Annotated in this window: 17 protein-coding genes and 1 pseudogene; 11 read left to right on the top strand and 7 right to left on the bottom strand. The window is 58.3% G+C overall.

What is annotated here, in order from left to right; translation table 11 throughout:
- Positions 1–191 precede the first annotated feature (191 nt).
- From MU516_RS16310 to MU516_RS16280, 7 genes are all read left to right on the top strand, one after another.
- Positions 192–1,262: a replication initiator protein A gene (locus MU516_RS16310; protein ID WP_260278335.1), complete on the top strand. Its 1,071-nt coding sequence runs from the start codon at positions 192–194 to the stop codon at positions 1,260–1,262.
- 134 nt (positions 1,263–1,396) lie between these two features.
- The gene (locus MU516_RS16305) at positions 1,397–2,053 is read left to right on the top strand and encodes a ParA family protein (protein ID WP_260278334.1); all 657 of its coding nucleotides are present in this window, start codon (positions 1,397–1,399) and stop codon (positions 2,051–2,053) included.
- Positions 2,053–2,292: a hypothetical protein gene (locus MU516_RS16300; protein WP_260278333.1), complete on the top strand. Its 240-nt coding sequence runs from the start codon at positions 2,053–2,055 to the stop codon at positions 2,290–2,292. The genes MU516_RS16305 and MU516_RS16300 overlap by 1 nt, the downstream gene beginning before the upstream one ends.
- 201 nt (positions 2,293–2,493) lie before the next feature.
- Positions 2,494–2,781: a type II toxin-antitoxin system RelE/ParE family toxin gene (locus MU516_RS16295; RefSeq protein WP_260278332.1), complete on the top strand. Its 288-nt coding sequence runs from the start codon at positions 2,494–2,496 to the stop codon at positions 2,779–2,781.
- Between the two features lie 14 nt (positions 2,782–2,795).
- The gene (locus MU516_RS16290) at positions 2,796–3,113 is read left to right on the top strand and encodes a HigA family addiction module antitoxin (RefSeq protein ID WP_260278331.1); all 318 of its coding nucleotides are present in this window, start codon (positions 2,796–2,798) and stop codon (positions 3,111–3,113) included.
- A gap of 130 nt (positions 3,114–3,243) precedes the next feature.
- A complete protein-coding gene (locus MU516_RS16285; protein WP_260278330.1) occupies positions 3,244–4,473 on the top strand; it encodes a site-specific DNA-methyltransferase in 1,230 nt (409 codons plus the stop codon).
- A gap of 1,539 nt (positions 4,474–6,012) precedes the next feature.
- Positions 6,013–6,618 (top strand): tyrosine-type recombinase/integrase, encoded by a 606-nt coding sequence (locus MU516_RS16280; protein WP_260278329.1) that lies wholly within the window; start codon positions 6,013–6,015, stop codon positions 6,616–6,618.
- Positions 6,619–6,808: 190 nt separating this feature from the next.
- Here MU516_RS16280 and MU516_RS16275 read toward each other — a convergent pair whose 3' ends face one another.
- From MU516_RS16275 to MU516_RS16260, 4 genes are all read right to left on the bottom strand, one after another.
- Complete coding sequence (locus tag MU516_RS16275) at positions 6,809–8,449, bottom strand: hypothetical protein (RefSeq protein ID WP_260278328.1); 1,641 nt, start codon at positions 8,447–8,449, stop codon at positions 6,809–6,811.
- 36 nt (positions 8,450–8,485) lie between these two features.
- Complete coding sequence (locus MU516_RS16270) at positions 8,486–9,355, bottom strand: hypothetical protein (protein ID WP_260278327.1); 870 nt, start codon at positions 9,353–9,355, stop codon at positions 8,486–8,488.
- A gap of 117 nt (positions 9,356–9,472) precedes the next feature.
- The gene (locus MU516_RS16265) at positions 9,473–10,333 is read right to left on the bottom strand and encodes a hypothetical protein (protein WP_260278326.1); all 861 of its coding nucleotides are present in this window, start codon (positions 10,331–10,333) and stop codon (positions 9,473–9,475) included.
- 141 nt (positions 10,334–10,474) lie between these two features.
- Complete coding sequence (locus MU516_RS16260) at positions 10,475–10,639, bottom strand: hypothetical protein (protein ID WP_260278325.1); 165 nt, start codon at positions 10,637–10,639, stop codon at positions 10,475–10,477.
- 89 nt (positions 10,640–10,728) lie between these two features.
- Between MU516_RS16260 and MU516_RS16255 the strand changes: the two genes are divergently transcribed.
- A complete protein-coding gene (locus MU516_RS16255; RefSeq protein ID WP_260278324.1) occupies positions 10,729–11,655 on the top strand; it encodes a hypothetical protein in 927 nt (308 codons plus the stop codon).
- Positions 11,656–11,676: 21 nt separating this feature from the next.
- Here MU516_RS16255 and MU516_RS19500 read toward each other — a convergent pair whose 3' ends face one another.
- The 3 genes and pseudogenes from MU516_RS19500 to MU516_RS16245 form a co-directional block, all read right to left on the bottom strand.
- The gene (locus MU516_RS19500) at positions 11,677–11,874 is read right to left on the bottom strand and encodes a recombinase family protein (RefSeq protein ID WP_425606874.1); all 198 of its coding nucleotides are present in this window, start codon (positions 11,872–11,874) and stop codon (positions 11,677–11,679) included.
- 75 nt (positions 11,875–11,949) lie between these two features.
- Entirely contained in the window at positions 11,950–12,594 is a 645-nt protein-coding gene (locus MU516_RS16250; RefSeq protein WP_260278323.1) for a hypothetical protein, read from the bottom strand.
- A 421-nt stretch (positions 12,595–13,015) separates the two neighbouring features.
- A pseudogene (locus MU516_RS16245) lies at positions 13,016–13,153 on the bottom strand (IS110 family transposase); the annotation flags it as partial.
- 129 nt (positions 13,154–13,282) lie between these two features.
- Here MU516_RS16245 and tnpA point away from each other — a divergent pair.
- The 3 genes from tnpA to tnpC are packed head-to-tail and all read left to right on the top strand — an operon-like array spanning position 13,283 to position 15,533.
- On the top strand, positions 13,283–13,630 hold the full coding sequence (gene tnpA, locus MU516_RS16240; protein ID WP_425606873.1) for an IS66-like element accessory protein TnpA: 348 nt from the start codon (positions 13,283–13,285) through the stop codon (positions 13,628–13,630).
- Entirely contained in the window at positions 13,627–13,974 is a 348-nt protein-coding gene (tnpB, locus tag MU516_RS16235) for an IS66 family insertion sequence element accessory protein TnpB (protein WP_260278321.1), read from the top strand. Before tnpA ends, tnpB begins: the two co-directional genes overlap by 4 nt.
- Before the next feature lie 59 nt (positions 13,975–14,033).
- Positions 14,034–15,533, top strand: coding sequence for an IS66 family transposase (gene tnpC / locus MU516_RS16230; RefSeq protein WP_260278320.1), 1,500 nt, complete (start codon positions 14,034–14,036; stop codon positions 15,531–15,533).
- The last annotated feature ends 2 nt before the right edge of the window (positions 15,534–15,535 follow it).

The following is a 15,535-nucleotide window of genomic DNA, read 5'->3' as shown; positions in this document are numbered from 1 at the left end:
TCTGTGTTACGCGAGGACTTATGGCCTTTTAGCTAATTGGAATCAGACGCTTACGGGACCTATCGGTAACTAAAACCCCGAATTTCGGTAACTAAAACCCCGAATCTTGGTACTTAAAGCCCCGAATCTTTTATGGGTAACTAAAACCCCGAACCTTGACAGACGGACACTAAAACCCCGAAAGTCAGGGCATGGACACTAAAACCCCGAATCTTGATGCTTCCGATGAGGCGACAAAGCTCCCTGCTCCACTCCTGCCTGAGAGGCATCCGCAGCATGACCTGTTCATCTGCGACGTGGCCGACGCGATCCTCAAGGACATGATGGCGCACATGGAGCACCCCTTTTACTCGCTGTCGAAGAAGCCCGAGACGAACGTACGACGCTATGAGCATAACGGAAATTGGATCGAAATAACGCCCAGCGTCAAAGGCTTAGCGACGATCTACGACAAGGACATTCTCATCTACTGCATTTCTCAGATCATGGCGAAGCTCAAGAAGAACGAGGAAGTGTCGCCACGGGTGAGGATCAACTCACGCGATCTCCTGGTCTTCACGAACCGTGGGACGGCGGGAAAAGACTACACAGCCCTGGTCGAAGCCATCGACCGCCTTGCAGGCACGCGTATTAGCACGAACATCAAGACTTCCGACGAAGAGCAGTACGACACCTTCGGCCTGATCGACACGGCTTCGATCCGTCGCAAGCACGGCCTCGACGGGCGGCTGCTCTGGTGCGAGGTGAAGCTCTCGGATTGGGTGTTCAACGCGATCCGCTCTCAAGAAGTCTTGACGCTCCACAAGGACTATTTTCGGCTGCGGAAGCCTATTGAGCGGCGGGTGTACGAGATCGCCCGCAAGCATTGCGGCTATCAGGATGAGTGGCGGATCGGCCTCCCTACCCTTCTCAAAAAGACGGGTTCGCAGAGTCCTATGAAGCGGTTTCGTCAGATGATCCGTGATCTGGCCGACTACGACCACCTGCCAGACTACAGCGTTACCTTCGATGCTGAGACCGATATGGTGACGTTCCGCAATCGTGGCTCCATGCTTGCCAGCTCCGGCGCGGAAGCATGGGAAGGCCACCTTGACGGGGATGCACACATTGAAGCCAAGTCGGCCGCTCCTGGCTGGGACACACACATGCTGGAGCGGGAATGGCGGTCATGGCTGGGCGAGAACGAGATCGAGCCTAAACACCCTCCCCGTCACTTCGTGAAGTTCTGCAAGAGTTGGTACGAGAAGAGGGGGCGTCCATGATTTCATGGTTCCGCGCTATCATTTTTCCATGACTTCATGATAACGGCGCGTCATGGTGTCATGATGTCCGGCTATTGAGAAGCATGATTTCATGGTAACATGTAAAATGCATAATCAAATCGAGCAGGTAAATCATGAGCTACATCATCGGAATGGTCTCGCAGAAAGGCGGGGCAGGGAAGTCGACTCTGGCACGTCTCTTTGCGCGCGAACTCGCCAAGGACGGCTTCGCGGTCAAGATCGCAGACCTAGACACCCAACAAACAACATGCACCGAGTGGGCGGCTGATCGCGCCGAGGCGAAGATCGAGCCAGAAATTCAGGTACAGCCCTTCGGCAACATCAAGACGGCCTTGGCCGAAGCGCCTCGCTTCGACGCCTACATCCTCGACGGCCGTCCGCACTCATCCCAGCAAACGCTGGACATCGCCAAGGCAGCTGATCTGGTCGTCATCCCGACAGGACAGACGAAAGATGATTTGCGGCCTGCCGTGAAACTCGCACACGGCCTTGCGGATGCAGGGATCAGCCCTGGCAAGATCGCGTTCGCTCTTGTGAAGACGACGAACAGCGATGCTGAGATGAATGCTGCGCGGACATACCTTGAGCAGACCGACTACACGACGCTTGACGGGTTTGTGCCTGTCTCGACCGCGTATGGCATCGCGCACGATGCTGGAAAGGTCATCACGGAGACGCCGCACCGAACGCTAAACGAGAAGGCCGAAAGGCTGGCGCAGTCGATCATCGACCGCTTGGCCGCACTGACCGCGGCGAAGGAGGTTGCGTAATGGCCAACACATCACTCTTGAAAAAGGGCGCTCCGCCGTCGCGTGAGAAAGCGCCAAGCGTCATCGAGGCCGATCCGCGCCCTGCAGAGGGCAAGAAGAAGCCGCTCCAGGTCATGGTACCACCGGAGGTCTTCGACGCATTCAGTGCAAGGGCAGGGGAGGAGTTCGGCTTCTCAAAGGGCGCGAAGTCTCAGTTCTTCATGGCGATGTGGGAAGCTTACAGATCCATGAAACGCTGATTTCATGATACCATAGATCTATCTTGGAAGCGCTATCAGACGCGGGGGCTTGCGGCCTAACGCTGATTCGGGTCTACGAGGAACTGCGCAACCGCGGCTATACCGTTATAGCGGGCGGATTGATGGTTCAGGATTCGGATTTGCGGAGATGGGGATTTGACGCTTGACGTACAGCGTCAAATCCCTTATACTGATAGTAATATGATCCTGAGTTATCGAGACAAAAAGACGGAAGCGTTCGCCAGCGGTGAGTTCGTCAAGGCGTTTCAGGGTTTTGAGAGCCAGGCCGCGCGGCGGCTGGCGATCCTGAATGCCGCCCCGTCCCTCGATACCCTGCGGGCCTTACCGGGCAACCGGCTTGAGGCCCTGAAAGGCGACAGGGCAGGGCAGTACTCGATCCGGATCAACCAGCAGTGGCGCATATGCTTCGATTGGCCGCACGGGCAGCCCGGACCAGGCAATGTTGAGATCGTGGACTACCACCGATGAAAGGAGGCCATGCCATGTTTATGAGAGCCGTACATCCCGGCGAAATCTTGAAGGACGAGCTGGACGAGCTGGGCGTCACGCCGACCGAGTTCGCCCGCCAGATCGACGTGCCGCCAAACCGTGTCAGCCAGATCATCACCGGCAAGCGCAGTATCACCGGCGACACTGCCCTACGTTTCGGGCACTGGTTCGGCACCGACCCGCAGTTCTGGCTGAACCTGCAGGCGCAACACGAGCTGGTTCTGGCCGACCGTGAAACGGGCGACTCCATCCGGCACCTGCCGACGAGAGCCAGCCTGCCGCCACAGAACGAACAGCCCCGCCTCGTCTGATCGCTCCCGTAAAGCGCCGGTTTTTCCGGCGCTGACAACGAAATCTTGAGGCACACCGGTTGAGAACTTACCGTGAACATGGCAGGTTGACAGAACGCCGAATCGCCCATAAATGCGGAAATTGCTCGCTATGGATTACACACGCCTGACGCGCGAACAGCTTATCGCGCATCTGGAAGAACGGGATGAAAGCGAGCGCGGCGGAATCCGTCTGACCTACAAGGGGCAGACGCCGCCTTGGCGGATCGCCCGCCGTGTCCGGCCGCGCCGTCAGAAGATCGAGGCGGAACTTTGCGTCGGTGACGAAGCCGATCAGGATTGCAATCTCATCGTCGAAGGCGAGAACCTGCAGGCGATGGTCAGCCTCTACAAATATCGCGGCCAGGTCGATTTTGTGCTGACCGATCCGCCCTACAACACCGGGCGCGATTTCCGGTACAACGACAAATGGGACGAAGACCCGAACGACCCCGATCTTGGCAAGCTCGTGGCCGAGGAAGACGGCTCCAAGCACAGCAAATGGCTGCGTTTCATCGAGCCGCGCATCTGGATGATGCGCGAAATGCTGCGGCCGAGCGGTGTCCTCGCCATCTGCATCGACCAGCGGGAGCTGTTTCGCCTCGGCCTGCTGCTGGACGGCATTTTCGGCGAGGAAAACCGTCTCGCTGTCCTAAACTGGCAGAAGTCCTACTCACCGCGCAATGATCGGGGCCACGTCTCGACCGCCACCGAATATGTGCTGGTCTATGCCAAGAACGAGCCGCAGTCGCAGACCAACCCTCTGCCGCGCACCGACGAAATGAACGCCCGATACAGATCACCGGACGGCGATCCGCGGCTGTGGAAGCCAGGCGACCTGACAGCACCAGGATCGACGACGCACAAGGGCATGATCTATGCCGTGCAAAGCCCGTTCACTGGTGAGCTGCACTATCCGACACCCGGACGGCATTGGAGTTCGGAGCGCAAGAACATCAAGTCCTGGCTGGCGGCCTGGGGATCGAAGTATGTCGAGCGCGACCTGAAAGACGGCAACCCGCCCGCCCTGGTCATTAAAGATGCGCCCCTGCCAGGCGAAGCAAAGTTCTCCCCGGATAATAAGGTTCTCGCAGCGGCCCGCACGGAGGCCGAACGGATACGCGACAAAGGATGCTGGCCTGCCGCGCACTGGCGCGACGGCGGGCAGGGCACCTTTGGCATGAAAAAGTATCTTGAGGACGTGCGGCAGGGGAAAGTCCCGACGACCTTCTGGGCGCTACCTCACGGAAACGACCGGAATCGATCCCGCCGAGATCGCCGTCTACTGCGACCTCAAGTTCGACAAGAAGTACCCCCGCCCCGACGACTTCGCGCTGTTTAGCGGCGGAGATGAAGACTACGCCCTCTTCAAGGAGGGCAACTACCGGCACATCATCTTCAACCTGACCCTGCAGGAAGGCTGGGACGATCCGGAGTGCGGCTTTGCCTACATCGACAAGAGCATGGGGTCGAACGTCCAGATCGAACAGGTGATCGGGCGCGTGCTGCGCCAGCCTGGTGCGCAGCACTACGGCGACCCTGACCTAAACACGGCCGAGTTTTTCGTCCGCATGGACGACCGGCAGGCCTTCACCGAAATCCTCAAGCTGGTTCAGGCGAAGCTCGCCGCCGACGCTCCTGAAACCAAGCTCACCACCTATGTCGGCAAGGGCGGCCGTTCGAGTACACGCTTGGAGCCGAAGAAGGCGAAGACGCTTCCTTCGGTTCATGCGGATTCCGAAGATGCCATCGAGCCGATCGCCTCGGCGATCGGCGCCCTGCGCGACTATCGCAGCGACCGCGTTTACACAGTGGGGGAGGGGAGGCACGTCCGCGCCATCCAGGCCATAGGTTCAGGTTTGGCACCTGTCATCGAGGAAGAGACAACCGCGCACTCCAATCCTGTCCTGGCGCGCTTCGTTCTCCGGCGCGCGCTGCAGGCACAGCACCCCAAGACGGCCAACGTCATCAACTGGGCCGATCAGAAGTTTGACGCACAGATTGAAATCAACAGCCTGGCCGCGGAGGAGCTTCGGCGAGCGGCTGACGAGCTGGTCGGCCTCTATCTCGATCATACGCGGCTGGTCTGCGAAGAGGACAACCCGCACGAGGTTGGGCCGGTGCTTGTCCGCACCGAGAAGCTGGTTCACTTCAACAACGCGATCCACGACGGCTACAGCGACCTTAATCCGGACGAGGAAGCCGTCGCCCATGCTCTCGACAAGACCGGGCATGACTGGGCGCGGAATCCCTCACCGGGCGGCTTCTCGATCCCGCTTCTCGACCGTGGAAAGACCCGAAACTTCTATCCGGATTTTCTCGTCTGGAAGAACGACACGGTGTTTGCCATCGACCCGAAGGGCGAACCCTACCTTGCGACGGATGCAGGCCGGAAACTGCTGGCGATACGCGACGACAGCGGCCGGAAGATCATGATCGTGCGCCTCATCACAGCCGGACGCTGGAACAACGACACGCTCAAGAAGATCGCTGATGACGGCTATACGGCATGGACGCTCACCAACACCGGTAAGATCAGATCGCGCTTCAAGACGAGCGTGGAAGAGATCGTCGAGGTTTGCCTAGACGACCGCTTCTAACCCTTACTCAGTGACTGACGATATGGCCTATACAGTTGATGATCTTGAAAAGGCCCGGGAATCTGCCTCTGAACGATGTAAACTACCGCCGGAGCATGCTGGCACTGGCGGTCGCCGGGGTGATCCAGATATTCGTGTAAGGGGCCGGCCTCTGGATCGAGGCCGGCTTTAACACTATTATCCATAGTGTTAAGCCCGCAATCCGCCGGCCCCGCGCCAGGGCCGGGCAGGGCGCGTCTTTCCGCTTCCCGGCTTAACACTTCGCCCGTAAACTGTTTCCCATGAGCGAGATGCGCCTCCATGACCCGGCCGGGAACCGGCTCTATCTGAACGCTGAGGAACGCGCCGCCTTCCTGGCCGCGGCCCGGCGCCAGCCGGCGCGCGACCGTACGCTCTGCGAGACGCTGCACTTCACCGGCTGCCGGCCCTCCGAGCTGATCGAGATCACGCCCGCCCGCGTGGATCTCTCCGGCGGCGCGATTGCGATCCGATCCCTGAAGAAGCGCCGGGACGCTTCCGGCCGCGCCAAACTGGTCTACCGGACGGTCCCGGTCCCGCCGGATTACCTGGACACGCTCAACACCGCGCATGGCATCCGCGAGGCCCAGAGATCCCGAAAACAGGCCCAGGCCTCCATCTGGCCTCTGAGCCGGGTGCGGGTCTGGCAGATCGTCACGCGGATCATGATCGAGGCCGGCATCCCCGACGCCCCGCAGCGCAGCCCGAAGGGATTGCGGCACGGGTTCGGCATCAACGCCGCCGTCAACGGCATCCCGCTGCACATGCTCCAGAAATGGCTGGGGCACGCCCAGCTCAGCACCACCGCGATCTATGCCGATGCCACCGGCAAGGAAGAACAGGACATCGCCGCCAGGATGTGGGGGTAGGCGCCTCACTGATCCGTCCTGACCTGCCACCTATCCTCGACCGCAACTAAACCACTACCGGCGGCCGATCAGGCCAGAAACGGCCATTTTCTTCCTTTGTTGACTCAGTGCAAGAACCAACAAGAATGATACTCACTTCCCGAAGCATCTGTCTTCCATCCGCACTTGACGTGCTCGGCCGCTTCGGAGGTCATTCAGAATCAAGTCTCGCCCCAGTACCAGACGGAGCATCTTTGAGATCATAGATTTCTTGGTATCTCGGATCGGCGGCGACCTCAGGCGGTGGCGGCACGTCAGGTCGATCATGGGGTCGCGTCCGCCCGACCATCATAGCATCTCCGATTTGGTCGGAGTTCAAATCGGGCAGGCTGCTCCAGCCACCGGCGTCCCGGCGAAACTGCATGACGTCGCAGCCCAGTCCGTAGGTGCAGGGCTCGGTGTAAGGATACCAGTCACACTCGACGAGGCCGAGGCGCACGCCCACGACATCTGTAAGCGGTGAGAAGATGGCATGTCCGGGTATGCTGGCCTGGCTACCGCGGCAGTTGGGGAGAATCCGGGCGCTGATATCATCCCAGAGCGCGGCTGGGATCTCCTCCGCCTGCGTCGCAGCAATCGCGTCACGGTAGGCGAAATAGGCAATCGCTCCCACGGTTCCAGCCTGCCATGAGGCCTCCACCATCACTCCTCCAGCGGCCGTCCGCACATAGGCTGACATTCCGGTCTTCGAGAGCTTACTTGCTGACTGTTCCAAGCCCTTATCGACCATGATGCCGGCGACCAAGTCAACGAGGCCCTCAGCGGCGCGCAGGAAAACCGTCTCGGCATCGGTCAGGTCGGGATTGTCCAGCATAACCCGACGCCCTTCCTGAAGTGTCGGAAGCAGGACTTCTAGATCCTTGCTGCCCTGAATGAAACTGCGCAGCTGCCGCGGACCGACTTCGCCGAGGCCGTTGATAACAGCGCTCATCAATGTGAATGCGGCGACATCCTCGGCATGCGTTGCCATGATCCTATAGTGCTCGGTCAGACGCAGTCGAAACGCATCCGTCCATGCCTCCTGGAAAGACGGCTTTGCCATCATGCCAACATCACCGATGATGACAAGCTGTGGTTCCGGAGACGCGGCCTGCGACGCTGGCGTTGGTTTTCGCGTCGGAATTGGCGGCCCGTCAAGGACCGGCTTCTGCGATGGAAGCGGAGCAGAGAGTGGTTGCTCTGGATGAACTGCTTCCCACAGAGGGTCAGGGCAGTTTCGTGACTCCGGGTCAGTCATGTCCTCGCATGGCGCATCGAGATCCGGCATCCCGACGACCGGGTACTGACTGCCATCGGGCAGGTATCCCATCCAGACGAACCCGTGGATGCGACAGTCGGAGTTTTCGCCGCATCCCTGCTTGGCAACGCCGGTCATGCAGGTTTCGAAATCCCTGATCAGAGCAAATAGCGGCGGGTAGTAAGCCCTCACGAACTCCGGCGAAAAATCCTTGATCTTTTGCACAGCGTCGAAGTCAAAGGGGCTGTCTCCGTTCAAATCCGGCCCTTTCGACATTGATGCGAATGCGTCGGCCGGCTCCCCGCGCATCATTTGCCCGTAAAGGCGCTCGATCAGGCCGACATGCTTGCGTGCGGATCTTCTGTAGCAAGCGACTTCAGGCCGTTTGGCATCATCCCGCCCAACTTCAAAACCTGCCCAGTCCATCGGAACGGAAAAGTTAAATGGCATGCAACCAAGGATAGGACGGGAATCGGGAGTTTCGAAACAGGCTGCCGCCGCTCCCGGAAAAATCACCACCGTCAGGACGAACGCAGCCTTTTTGAGATATGTCATTCAGTAGGTTCTTTCTCTGCCGCGTGTCGCAATGGATCAGGCAAACTCAGAATACTGGTCTGGGTTCAGGAATAGCAGCTTGCCATCGGACGTCCGCTGAACCAACCACTCCTCGCCGAACACCGATTGGGTTCCGAGCGTCATACGGAACTCTTTTCCACCGCCGAAGCACTGAGCCACGAGTGCGCTCCTATGCGGCAGGACATGGACCTGACCCCGATCGGTACCGCTCGAGACGTTGCGTCCCTTGAAGTCCGCTATCCGGGGGAGTTCGAGGAAGTAGTTCTTTGGGAAAGGGCCTCCAGAAGACACGATAGGCCGCGCGAGGCGCTCATACGCTGGAATGATTTGAGGTGCATAGCCAAGAATGATCTCCGGCAGGGTGCCTGTCTCCGAGTCCTGATGCTCCTTGAAGATGACCACCGCAGGCGTAGCATTAAGTTCGCTTCCGTAGATCGTCTTGTTCCAGAGGCTGGCTGACTGAAGCTCCATGTCCGTAATGTTCACCATGGTCTGAAGTGCAGCGGGATTTGCGGGGGTCAATGTCGTGGGGCGGCGGTCATGGAAGGCTCCGATTGCCTCGTCTCCCTCATGAACAACAAGGTCCCAGATTTTCTGCCGGTCAGACGGCGAGCGTGCATAGGCCGGAATCAGTCTCAAGTTAACCGGGAGCTGACCCGCCTCCGCGGCGAGGATCAACTCGCGACACCTCGGGCACCAAGGTGCAACGAAGCCGTAGGCCGTTGCGCCTCGATCTTGCGGACCTACGGGTCTCCAGAGGGACATCTCGAGTCCTGTCTGGAGATCTCCAAATCGGATGACCTTGCAGTCGTAGAACGCCATGGCAGACCTCGGAAGGGTGGCGCCAGCCAAGCCGGAAAGAATGAGATTGCGACGGTTAAACATCAAGATGGTCCCTCTGATCAAATAGCAGCTCGTGGCCTGCTCTCGAGTCTTAGTTACGCTGGGGTCAAAATGAATCGAGAGCTTCGTGAAGTCGGAAGTTTTCGTTGGCTTTGACTTTCAGCGTGAATATAGGTCCGACTTCTTTGCCCAGACCATCGCGCTTCCACTTGTGAAAGCCTGCGCCGCGAGCCACTCCTCTCCGCCGAAAGTCAACGCCCCGGACATACTGTATCCTTCCCGAGCGGCAAGCCTCTCCACAATTGCGGAACTCAACATCGGCGCTGTGAAGATCGGCGTGTCTGCCTCCGTGGAAAAGTAATTCCTGCGGTCCGAACGCAATTGCGGGGCCGAACGAATTATTTCCGCGAAGCGTGAGGTATCCGGTGAATCAGATGCAAGATCCCCATTGGTTTGCACGATGGCATCAAGGTGCAACCAAGCACCAAGAATAGCGGCAATCTGTCCCTGCTGATCTTTCTGAACTACGGTCGGGTATGCAAAGCCAGCACTTGACCCACTGCCTGCGTTGGTTCCAACGAAGAGGCCCCGGAAATCCCGAGCCATCCTGTGCCCTGCCACTAGGTTGATGTTCCCAAACCAATCCGCAGAGCCAGATCCAAGTGCTGGGTTTCGGGCCATTCTATCGGAATAGAATAATCCAACTTGGTCTTCCACATTGGAAAAAAACGCATTGACAACGGCGTTTCCAGATTGGCGAAAGCTCATGAAAACGTATCGAAAATCGATATCATGCGCCATCTGAGTTTGTGCTTTGTAAAGCTGCTCGCAAAATGGGCACCAAGGCGCCGCAACGACATAAACAGCTCGTTGTGCAGAGCGGTTTGTTGATAGCCAAACAGATTTCTTCAGGTTCTGCAGAATCAATGTTGGAGAAAAGGACATCTCCGCTTGAGCCGAGATCGGTGAGAGCAGCGCCGCACTGGTGCCAAATAAAATTGCATTACGCCGTGTAATCACAGGATCACCGCTTTAGCTGCTGTAAAAATGTTTCCGAACCCGACTGTCGCGCCAACGGGCCGACGTCGCAAGTGTTGCTTTCCAGTTTGCGCAGGCAGGTTGCCCCACACCGGTGGGGCAACCATCAGTCTAACGCGTTCATCACTTCTTCGGCTTGTAGGCTTCCGCTATCTTCTTCTGCCGGTCGGCTTCCGCCTGAGCACGACCCTGATTGTGGTCGTGAACCTGTTGCTGGGTGGCGTTGCTCGGCAACTGATGGCCTTGATAGCCACCTTTCCAAGTCGGATTGTTGGTCTGCCAGGACATGCTGTGCTCCTTCTAATCTGGCTACGATGCATGATTTCTAACTGGCGTTTGATGAAAGGTTGTTGCGACCCACAAAGGGATGTGTTCACTTGGCTGAACAAATTCTGAACGGTCTTACAATGAAAGTCGATGAAGCAACTCTGGTCTACATTGGCACCAAGGCTCAGCGCGAGGATCTGGCGGATGCCGTTCGCCTCATTCGAGACAGTCCAGGGATGTCCTACCGCACTGCGTGTGATGCTTGCATAGAATGGTGGCTATCAGTTGGACCTGACACCAGCGCAGACAGATTCAGTATCTCGGTCGGAACGCTTTCGAAAATGGCCAACGAGGGCCACATACCATCGTGGGAGAAAGCGCGAGTCCTCTACGCATTCTTCTCATTTGGATGGGACAAAGGGCCATTGATTACAACGCGGGGCTTAGGCGGTGTTCCACGCAACTCCGGGGAACGCTTCGCTGATAGTCTCCTAAGGCATTTCAATGAAATTTTGTTCAGGCCGTATGAAAGTCTTGCTGGCTTAGCCGGTGATAATTGGGAAGCGTATCGACCGTCTTGGCGAACGGGCGGAGATGGTTATATAATTAGGAGCCATGTCGAAATCAGACGCAAGGGTAACGCTTACTGGCTCCGCGAGCACCAAAAATTTGAATTTCGCGGATATCCCGTTGATGAAGTCGATGAAGGGGTACTTTTTCCGTTTGCTCAGTCCATCGCTTGCCTATCAAAAGACCTCGGAAATGTGTGCATGAAGTGCTACTCTTTTACAATGAGAGAACCGGAACCGAGTCAACATACTTCAACTGAAATTATGTCCGGGTCGGTTATGGCGATCTCAAATCAAGGCCCGCATTGGTCTGGTCCAATTTTTCTCAGGAGAGTACAAGGACCAAGAGGCCCCCTTGCCCATGTACATATATCCGCACTCGAGAATGATCCAAATCTTGCTGATGTTCTGGATGATCTGAGAGCACGCGAGTTGAAAGGTCACTTGCCTTCCAAGCAGAATAAGTGAGTTGAGGTAGAAGACTGTCTTTTACCTGACAGTCGGTGCAGCAGGCCATTCTTCCTGGTCTAGTGCCGCGAGCGCATTCTTCAGTTCGGTCCGGTCGGACTTGGCCCCGCTCATCGTCTCCCGTAAGATCGGAACGCAGTCTTGCGCGTGGAGCTGGTCGAGCTGCGCATCGAGGGTCTGGCCGGAAGTGGGAACGCGGGCATGGCCGATGGATTTCATGCCCTTATTATGCACGCGAGTTTTGCACAGGCCAAGTCGCTAAAATCGCTTATCCACAGGTTCCGTGCGTAATTCTTATTCTCTGAATTCCGTTGATACATGTACAAGAGCACGGTACGCTGGCCCATCGCTTGCAAGTGAAACGACATCACTGACTGTAAATTCAGAAAAGTAAGCTTGGCTCCAGAAACCATCTTTATCTACAATCCACCAGAAGCCTCCTGCAATTACGTGGGACCCAAAGTCCTCCTCTTCCTTCACCGGAAGGTTCCTGACAAATCCATCATAGTCAGTTGAATTTACAACATTATCAAGAGATGCAATGACGCACATCACGTTAGACACTTTATCTGCCGAAGAACCCTCGCGCGTCCGTTGTCCAAAAATCAGAACCTCTTCGACCTCTTCGAAAACAAACGCTCTAAAGGAAAAGGCCTTCAAATATCTGTCTGCATAATCTTCATATCTCGAAATATCAACCACTTCAGCTTCCAGTTCTTCACGGCTCATTTCATATAAGAGGAACTGGCTTAATACGCGCTTTACGAGACTTGGATCTTCTGAAGGTAACCACCCTGATTTTAAAAGTACCCCCTCCCTATCGCCAATATTAGGACTCGTACACGCCCCAATTGCCGATGCTGAATTACTGTCCTGCGCCATGGCAATACTTGGAAATAGCAGCACTGAAATCATTTTCATAATGAATATATTTTTCATTTCGCAAAATCCCCCTTATCTCCAAAACATCACTAAAGCTTAAGACAAGCAGAATAGCAAGCGTGCATAATTTTTGATTTTTGCACGTCTGATGGGCGTTGATGATGTGACCGCCCCCCGACGGCATCGATGTGCCATATGTGGACGGCCTCCTCCCCGCAAGAACACTCTGACGATTTTGATCAGATCGCTTGCGTTCATATGTCCGGCCTGTTGGTGCGCTCGCACATGAACGCTGGCCAAGATGGATTCCGCGACATGGGTTCCAAACAAGGTGACGGCCACATCGGGCCATTGGCACATACGGGGTGTCCCACATCTTGGATCGATCGATCACACCATCTTCAGGTTTCCTGCAAGTTCACGCATCAGCTCAGCACGGCAACGTCTTTCTCTTGCTCACCGTAACTGACCGATCGGATCACGCCGCGCTGGCCATAACTGGTCGCGCAGCGGTGTTTTTGTAGGCTTCGCCCGACATCATCATTGTCCACGCAATCCTGGCGATCTTGTTGGCAAGTGCCACGGCCACAAGTTTTGGCGGCTTGCGCTGAAGCAGGGAGATGAGCCAGGGCGAGGCGTTCCTGCCTCTGCCCGCTCTGTAACCGTCCGGCCTGACCGCTCTGCCGAGGGTGCTGCGTAGAGGATAGTGTCCACTATCGGATAATGGACACTATCGGGGTGGCTTGTGACGAAGCGGCGGAAGCGTCGGGTCTGGTCTGACGACGAGAAGCGGATGATCTGCGGGCAGACGCGTGTGCCCGGCGTCTCGGTGAGCCAAGTTGCCCGCCGGTATGACGTGAACGCCAATCTGGTGTTTTCCTGGCTGCGCGATGCCCGGTTTGCTGATGCCGACGCGGCCGATATCGCGCGCTTTCTGCCGGTGGAGATCGTCGCGGAGGCGAAGGCACCAGTGGCAGCGCCTGCGGCCGACAGCCGCATCGAGATTGAGTTGGCCGGCGGGCATCGGATGCGCATCAGCGGCAGCTACGATCCCGAGGCGTTGGCGCGGCTGATCCGGGGTCTGTCGGTTTGATCCCGGTCCCGGCCAACACGCGGGTCTGGCTGGCGGCGGGCGTCACCGACATGCGCAAGGGCTTTGCGGCCTTGGCTGCGCAGGCTGAGGCTGTGCTGAAGCAGGACCCGTTCGCCGGGCATCTCTTCGTGTTCAGGGGCCGCCGGGGCGATCTGGTCAAGGTCATCTGGTGGGACGGGCAAGGCGCCTGCATGTTCATGAAACGGCTGGAGCGGGGGCGGTTCGTCTGGCCCTCGGCGAAGGAGGGGAAGGTGGCGCTGTCCCCCGCGCAACTGTCGATGCTTCTGGAAGGGATCGACTGGCGAGCCCCGGAACGGACCTGGCGGCCTCTGGCGGCGGGATAATCTGCAGGGCCAATGATCGAAGGATTCCCACAAGGAATCCAATAAGATAAACTCTCGACATGCTCACTCAGACCCTGACCTTGCCGGAAGACCCCGAGGAGTTGCGCAGCTTTACCGCGCGGCTTCTGGCCGAGGTGAAGGCACAGGCGATCCTGATCGAGAAGCTGCGGCACCAGCTGGCCGGACACCGGGCGCATCGGTTCGGGGCCTCGTCGGAGACGGCGGAGCAGCTTCAGCTTGCCCTTGAGACCAGCGAGATCGCCGCCGCCGCGATGACCGCGCGGATGCGCCTGCCGGACATCGAAGAGAAGGACAAACCCAAGCGTCGCCCGATCCCGGACCACATCCCCCGGATGGAGGTTGAACTCAGCCCCGGTGCCGAGGCTTGCGCCGATTGCGGCGGCCGCCTGCGCCGGATCGGCGAGGATGTGACCGAGGAACTGGAGTATGTCCCCGGGCGCTTCATCGTGAAGCGGATCGTGCGGCCCCGGCTGACCTGCGCCTGCTGCGAACGCTTCGTCCAAGTCCCACTGCCGTCGCGCCCGATCGAACGCGGCCGCCCGGGGCCGGGCCTCCTGGCTCATGTGCTGGTCAGCAAATACGCCGACCATCTCCCCCTCTATCGCCAGAGCCAGATCTTCGACCGTGAAGGGCTGGACCTTGATCGCTCAACGCTGGCTGACTGGGTCGGCAAGACCACGGCACTGCTGGACCCCCTGGCTGACGCCATCGGGCGCCATGTCCTGTCGGCCGAGGCGATCTTCGCCGATGACACGCCGGTGCAGATGCTCGCTCCCGGCACCGGCAAGACCCAGACGGCTCGGCTCTGGACCTATGCCCGCGACGAGCGCCCCTGGGGCGGGGATGCTCCACCCGCGGCTTGGTATCGCTTCTCGGGCGACCGAAGGGGCCAACATCCCAAGGACCATCTCGCCCGCTTCCGTGGCTGGATGCACGCCGATGGCTATGCCGGGTTCGAGGATCTCTATCGATCAGGCACCATCCGCGAAGTTGCCTGCATGGCCCATGTCCGGCGCAAGTTCGTCGACATCCACCGGTCGCAGAGCTCCCCCATCGCCGAAGAGGCTATCGGCAGGATCGCCCGGCTCTACGCCGTCGAGAAGGAGGCCCGAGGGTCCCCGCCAGATCGCCGTGCCGAACTGCGAAGAGACCACGCTGCCCCGATCTTCGACGACCTGGAGCGATGGCTGGCCATGCAACTCACCACGATCTCAGGAAAATCCCCGCTCGCGGCCGCCATACGCTATGCGCTCGCCCGAATGGAACGCCTGCGCCCCTACCTCGACAACGGAATCCTTGAGTTGGATAACAACGCCGCCGAACGCAGCATGCGCGCCATCGCGCTCGGGCGAAAGAACTACCTCTTCATCGGCTCCGAAGCGGGCGGCAAGGCCGCCGCCATCGCCTACACCCTGATCGAAACGGCCAAACTGAACGCCGTGGATCCACACGCCTGGCTCGCCGATACCCTCGCCCGCATCCCGGACTACAAGATCACCAAGGTCGACGACCTGCTGCCATGGCGCTGGAACGGATAGCG

The organism is Paracoccus maritimus, assembly GCF_025195095.1.
In the GTDB taxonomy this organism is placed as follows: domain Bacteria; phylum Pseudomonadota; class Alphaproteobacteria; order Rhodobacterales; family Rhodobacteraceae; genus Paracoccus; species Paracoccus maritimus.
Note: the sequence above shows the minus strand (reverse complement) of the source record. Positions and strands in the feature narration are given on the sequence as shown.

Excerpts from the sequence above, each read along its gene's own strand:
- tnpC (WP_260278320.1), top strand. The coding sequence starts at position 14,034 with ATGCTCACTCAGACCCTGACCTTGCCGGAAGACCCCGAGGAGTTGCGC.
- MU516_RS19500 (WP_425606874.1), bottom strand. The coding sequence starts at position 11,874 with ATGAAATCCATCGGCCATGCCCGCGTTCCCACTTCCGGCCAGACCCTC.
- MU516_RS16290 (WP_260278331.1), top strand. The coding sequence starts at position 2,796 with ATGTTTATGAGAGCCGTACATCCCGGCGAAATCTTGAAGGACGAGCTG.
- MU516_RS16295 (WP_260278332.1), top strand. The coding sequence starts at position 2,494 with ATGATCCTGAGTTATCGAGACAAAAAGACGGAAGCGTTCGCCAGCGGT.
- MU516_RS16285 (WP_260278330.1), top strand. The coding sequence starts at position 3,244 with ATGGATTACACACGCCTGACGCGCGAACAGCTTATCGCGCATCTGGAA.
- MU516_RS16250 (WP_260278323.1), bottom strand. The coding sequence starts at position 12,594 with ATGAAAAATATATTCATTATGAAAATGATTTCAGTGCTGCTATTTCCA.
- MU516_RS16275 (WP_260278328.1), bottom strand. The coding sequence starts at position 8,449 with ATGACATATCTCAAAAAGGCTGCGTTCGTCCTGACGGTGGTGATTTTT.
- MU516_RS16260 (WP_260278325.1), bottom strand. The coding sequence starts at position 10,639 with ATGTCCTGGCAGACCAACAATCCGACTTGGAAAGGTGGCTATCAAGGC.
- MU516_RS16305 (WP_260278334.1), top strand. The coding sequence starts at position 1,397 with ATGAGCTACATCATCGGAATGGTCTCGCAGAAAGGCGGGGCAGGGAAG.
- MU516_RS16300 (WP_260278333.1), top strand. The coding sequence starts at position 2,053 with ATGGCCAACACATCACTCTTGAAAAAGGGCGCTCCGCCGTCGCGTGAG.
- MU516_RS16270 (WP_260278327.1), bottom strand. The coding sequence starts at position 9,355 with ATGTTTAACCGTCGCAATCTCATTCTTTCCGGCTTGGCTGGCGCCACC.
- MU516_RS16310 (WP_260278335.1), top strand. The coding sequence starts at position 192 with ATGGACACTAAAACCCCGAATCTTGATGCTTCCGATGAGGCGACAAAG.
- MU516_RS16280 (WP_260278329.1), top strand. The coding sequence starts at position 6,013 with ATGAGCGAGATGCGCCTCCATGACCCGGCCGGGAACCGGCTCTATCTG.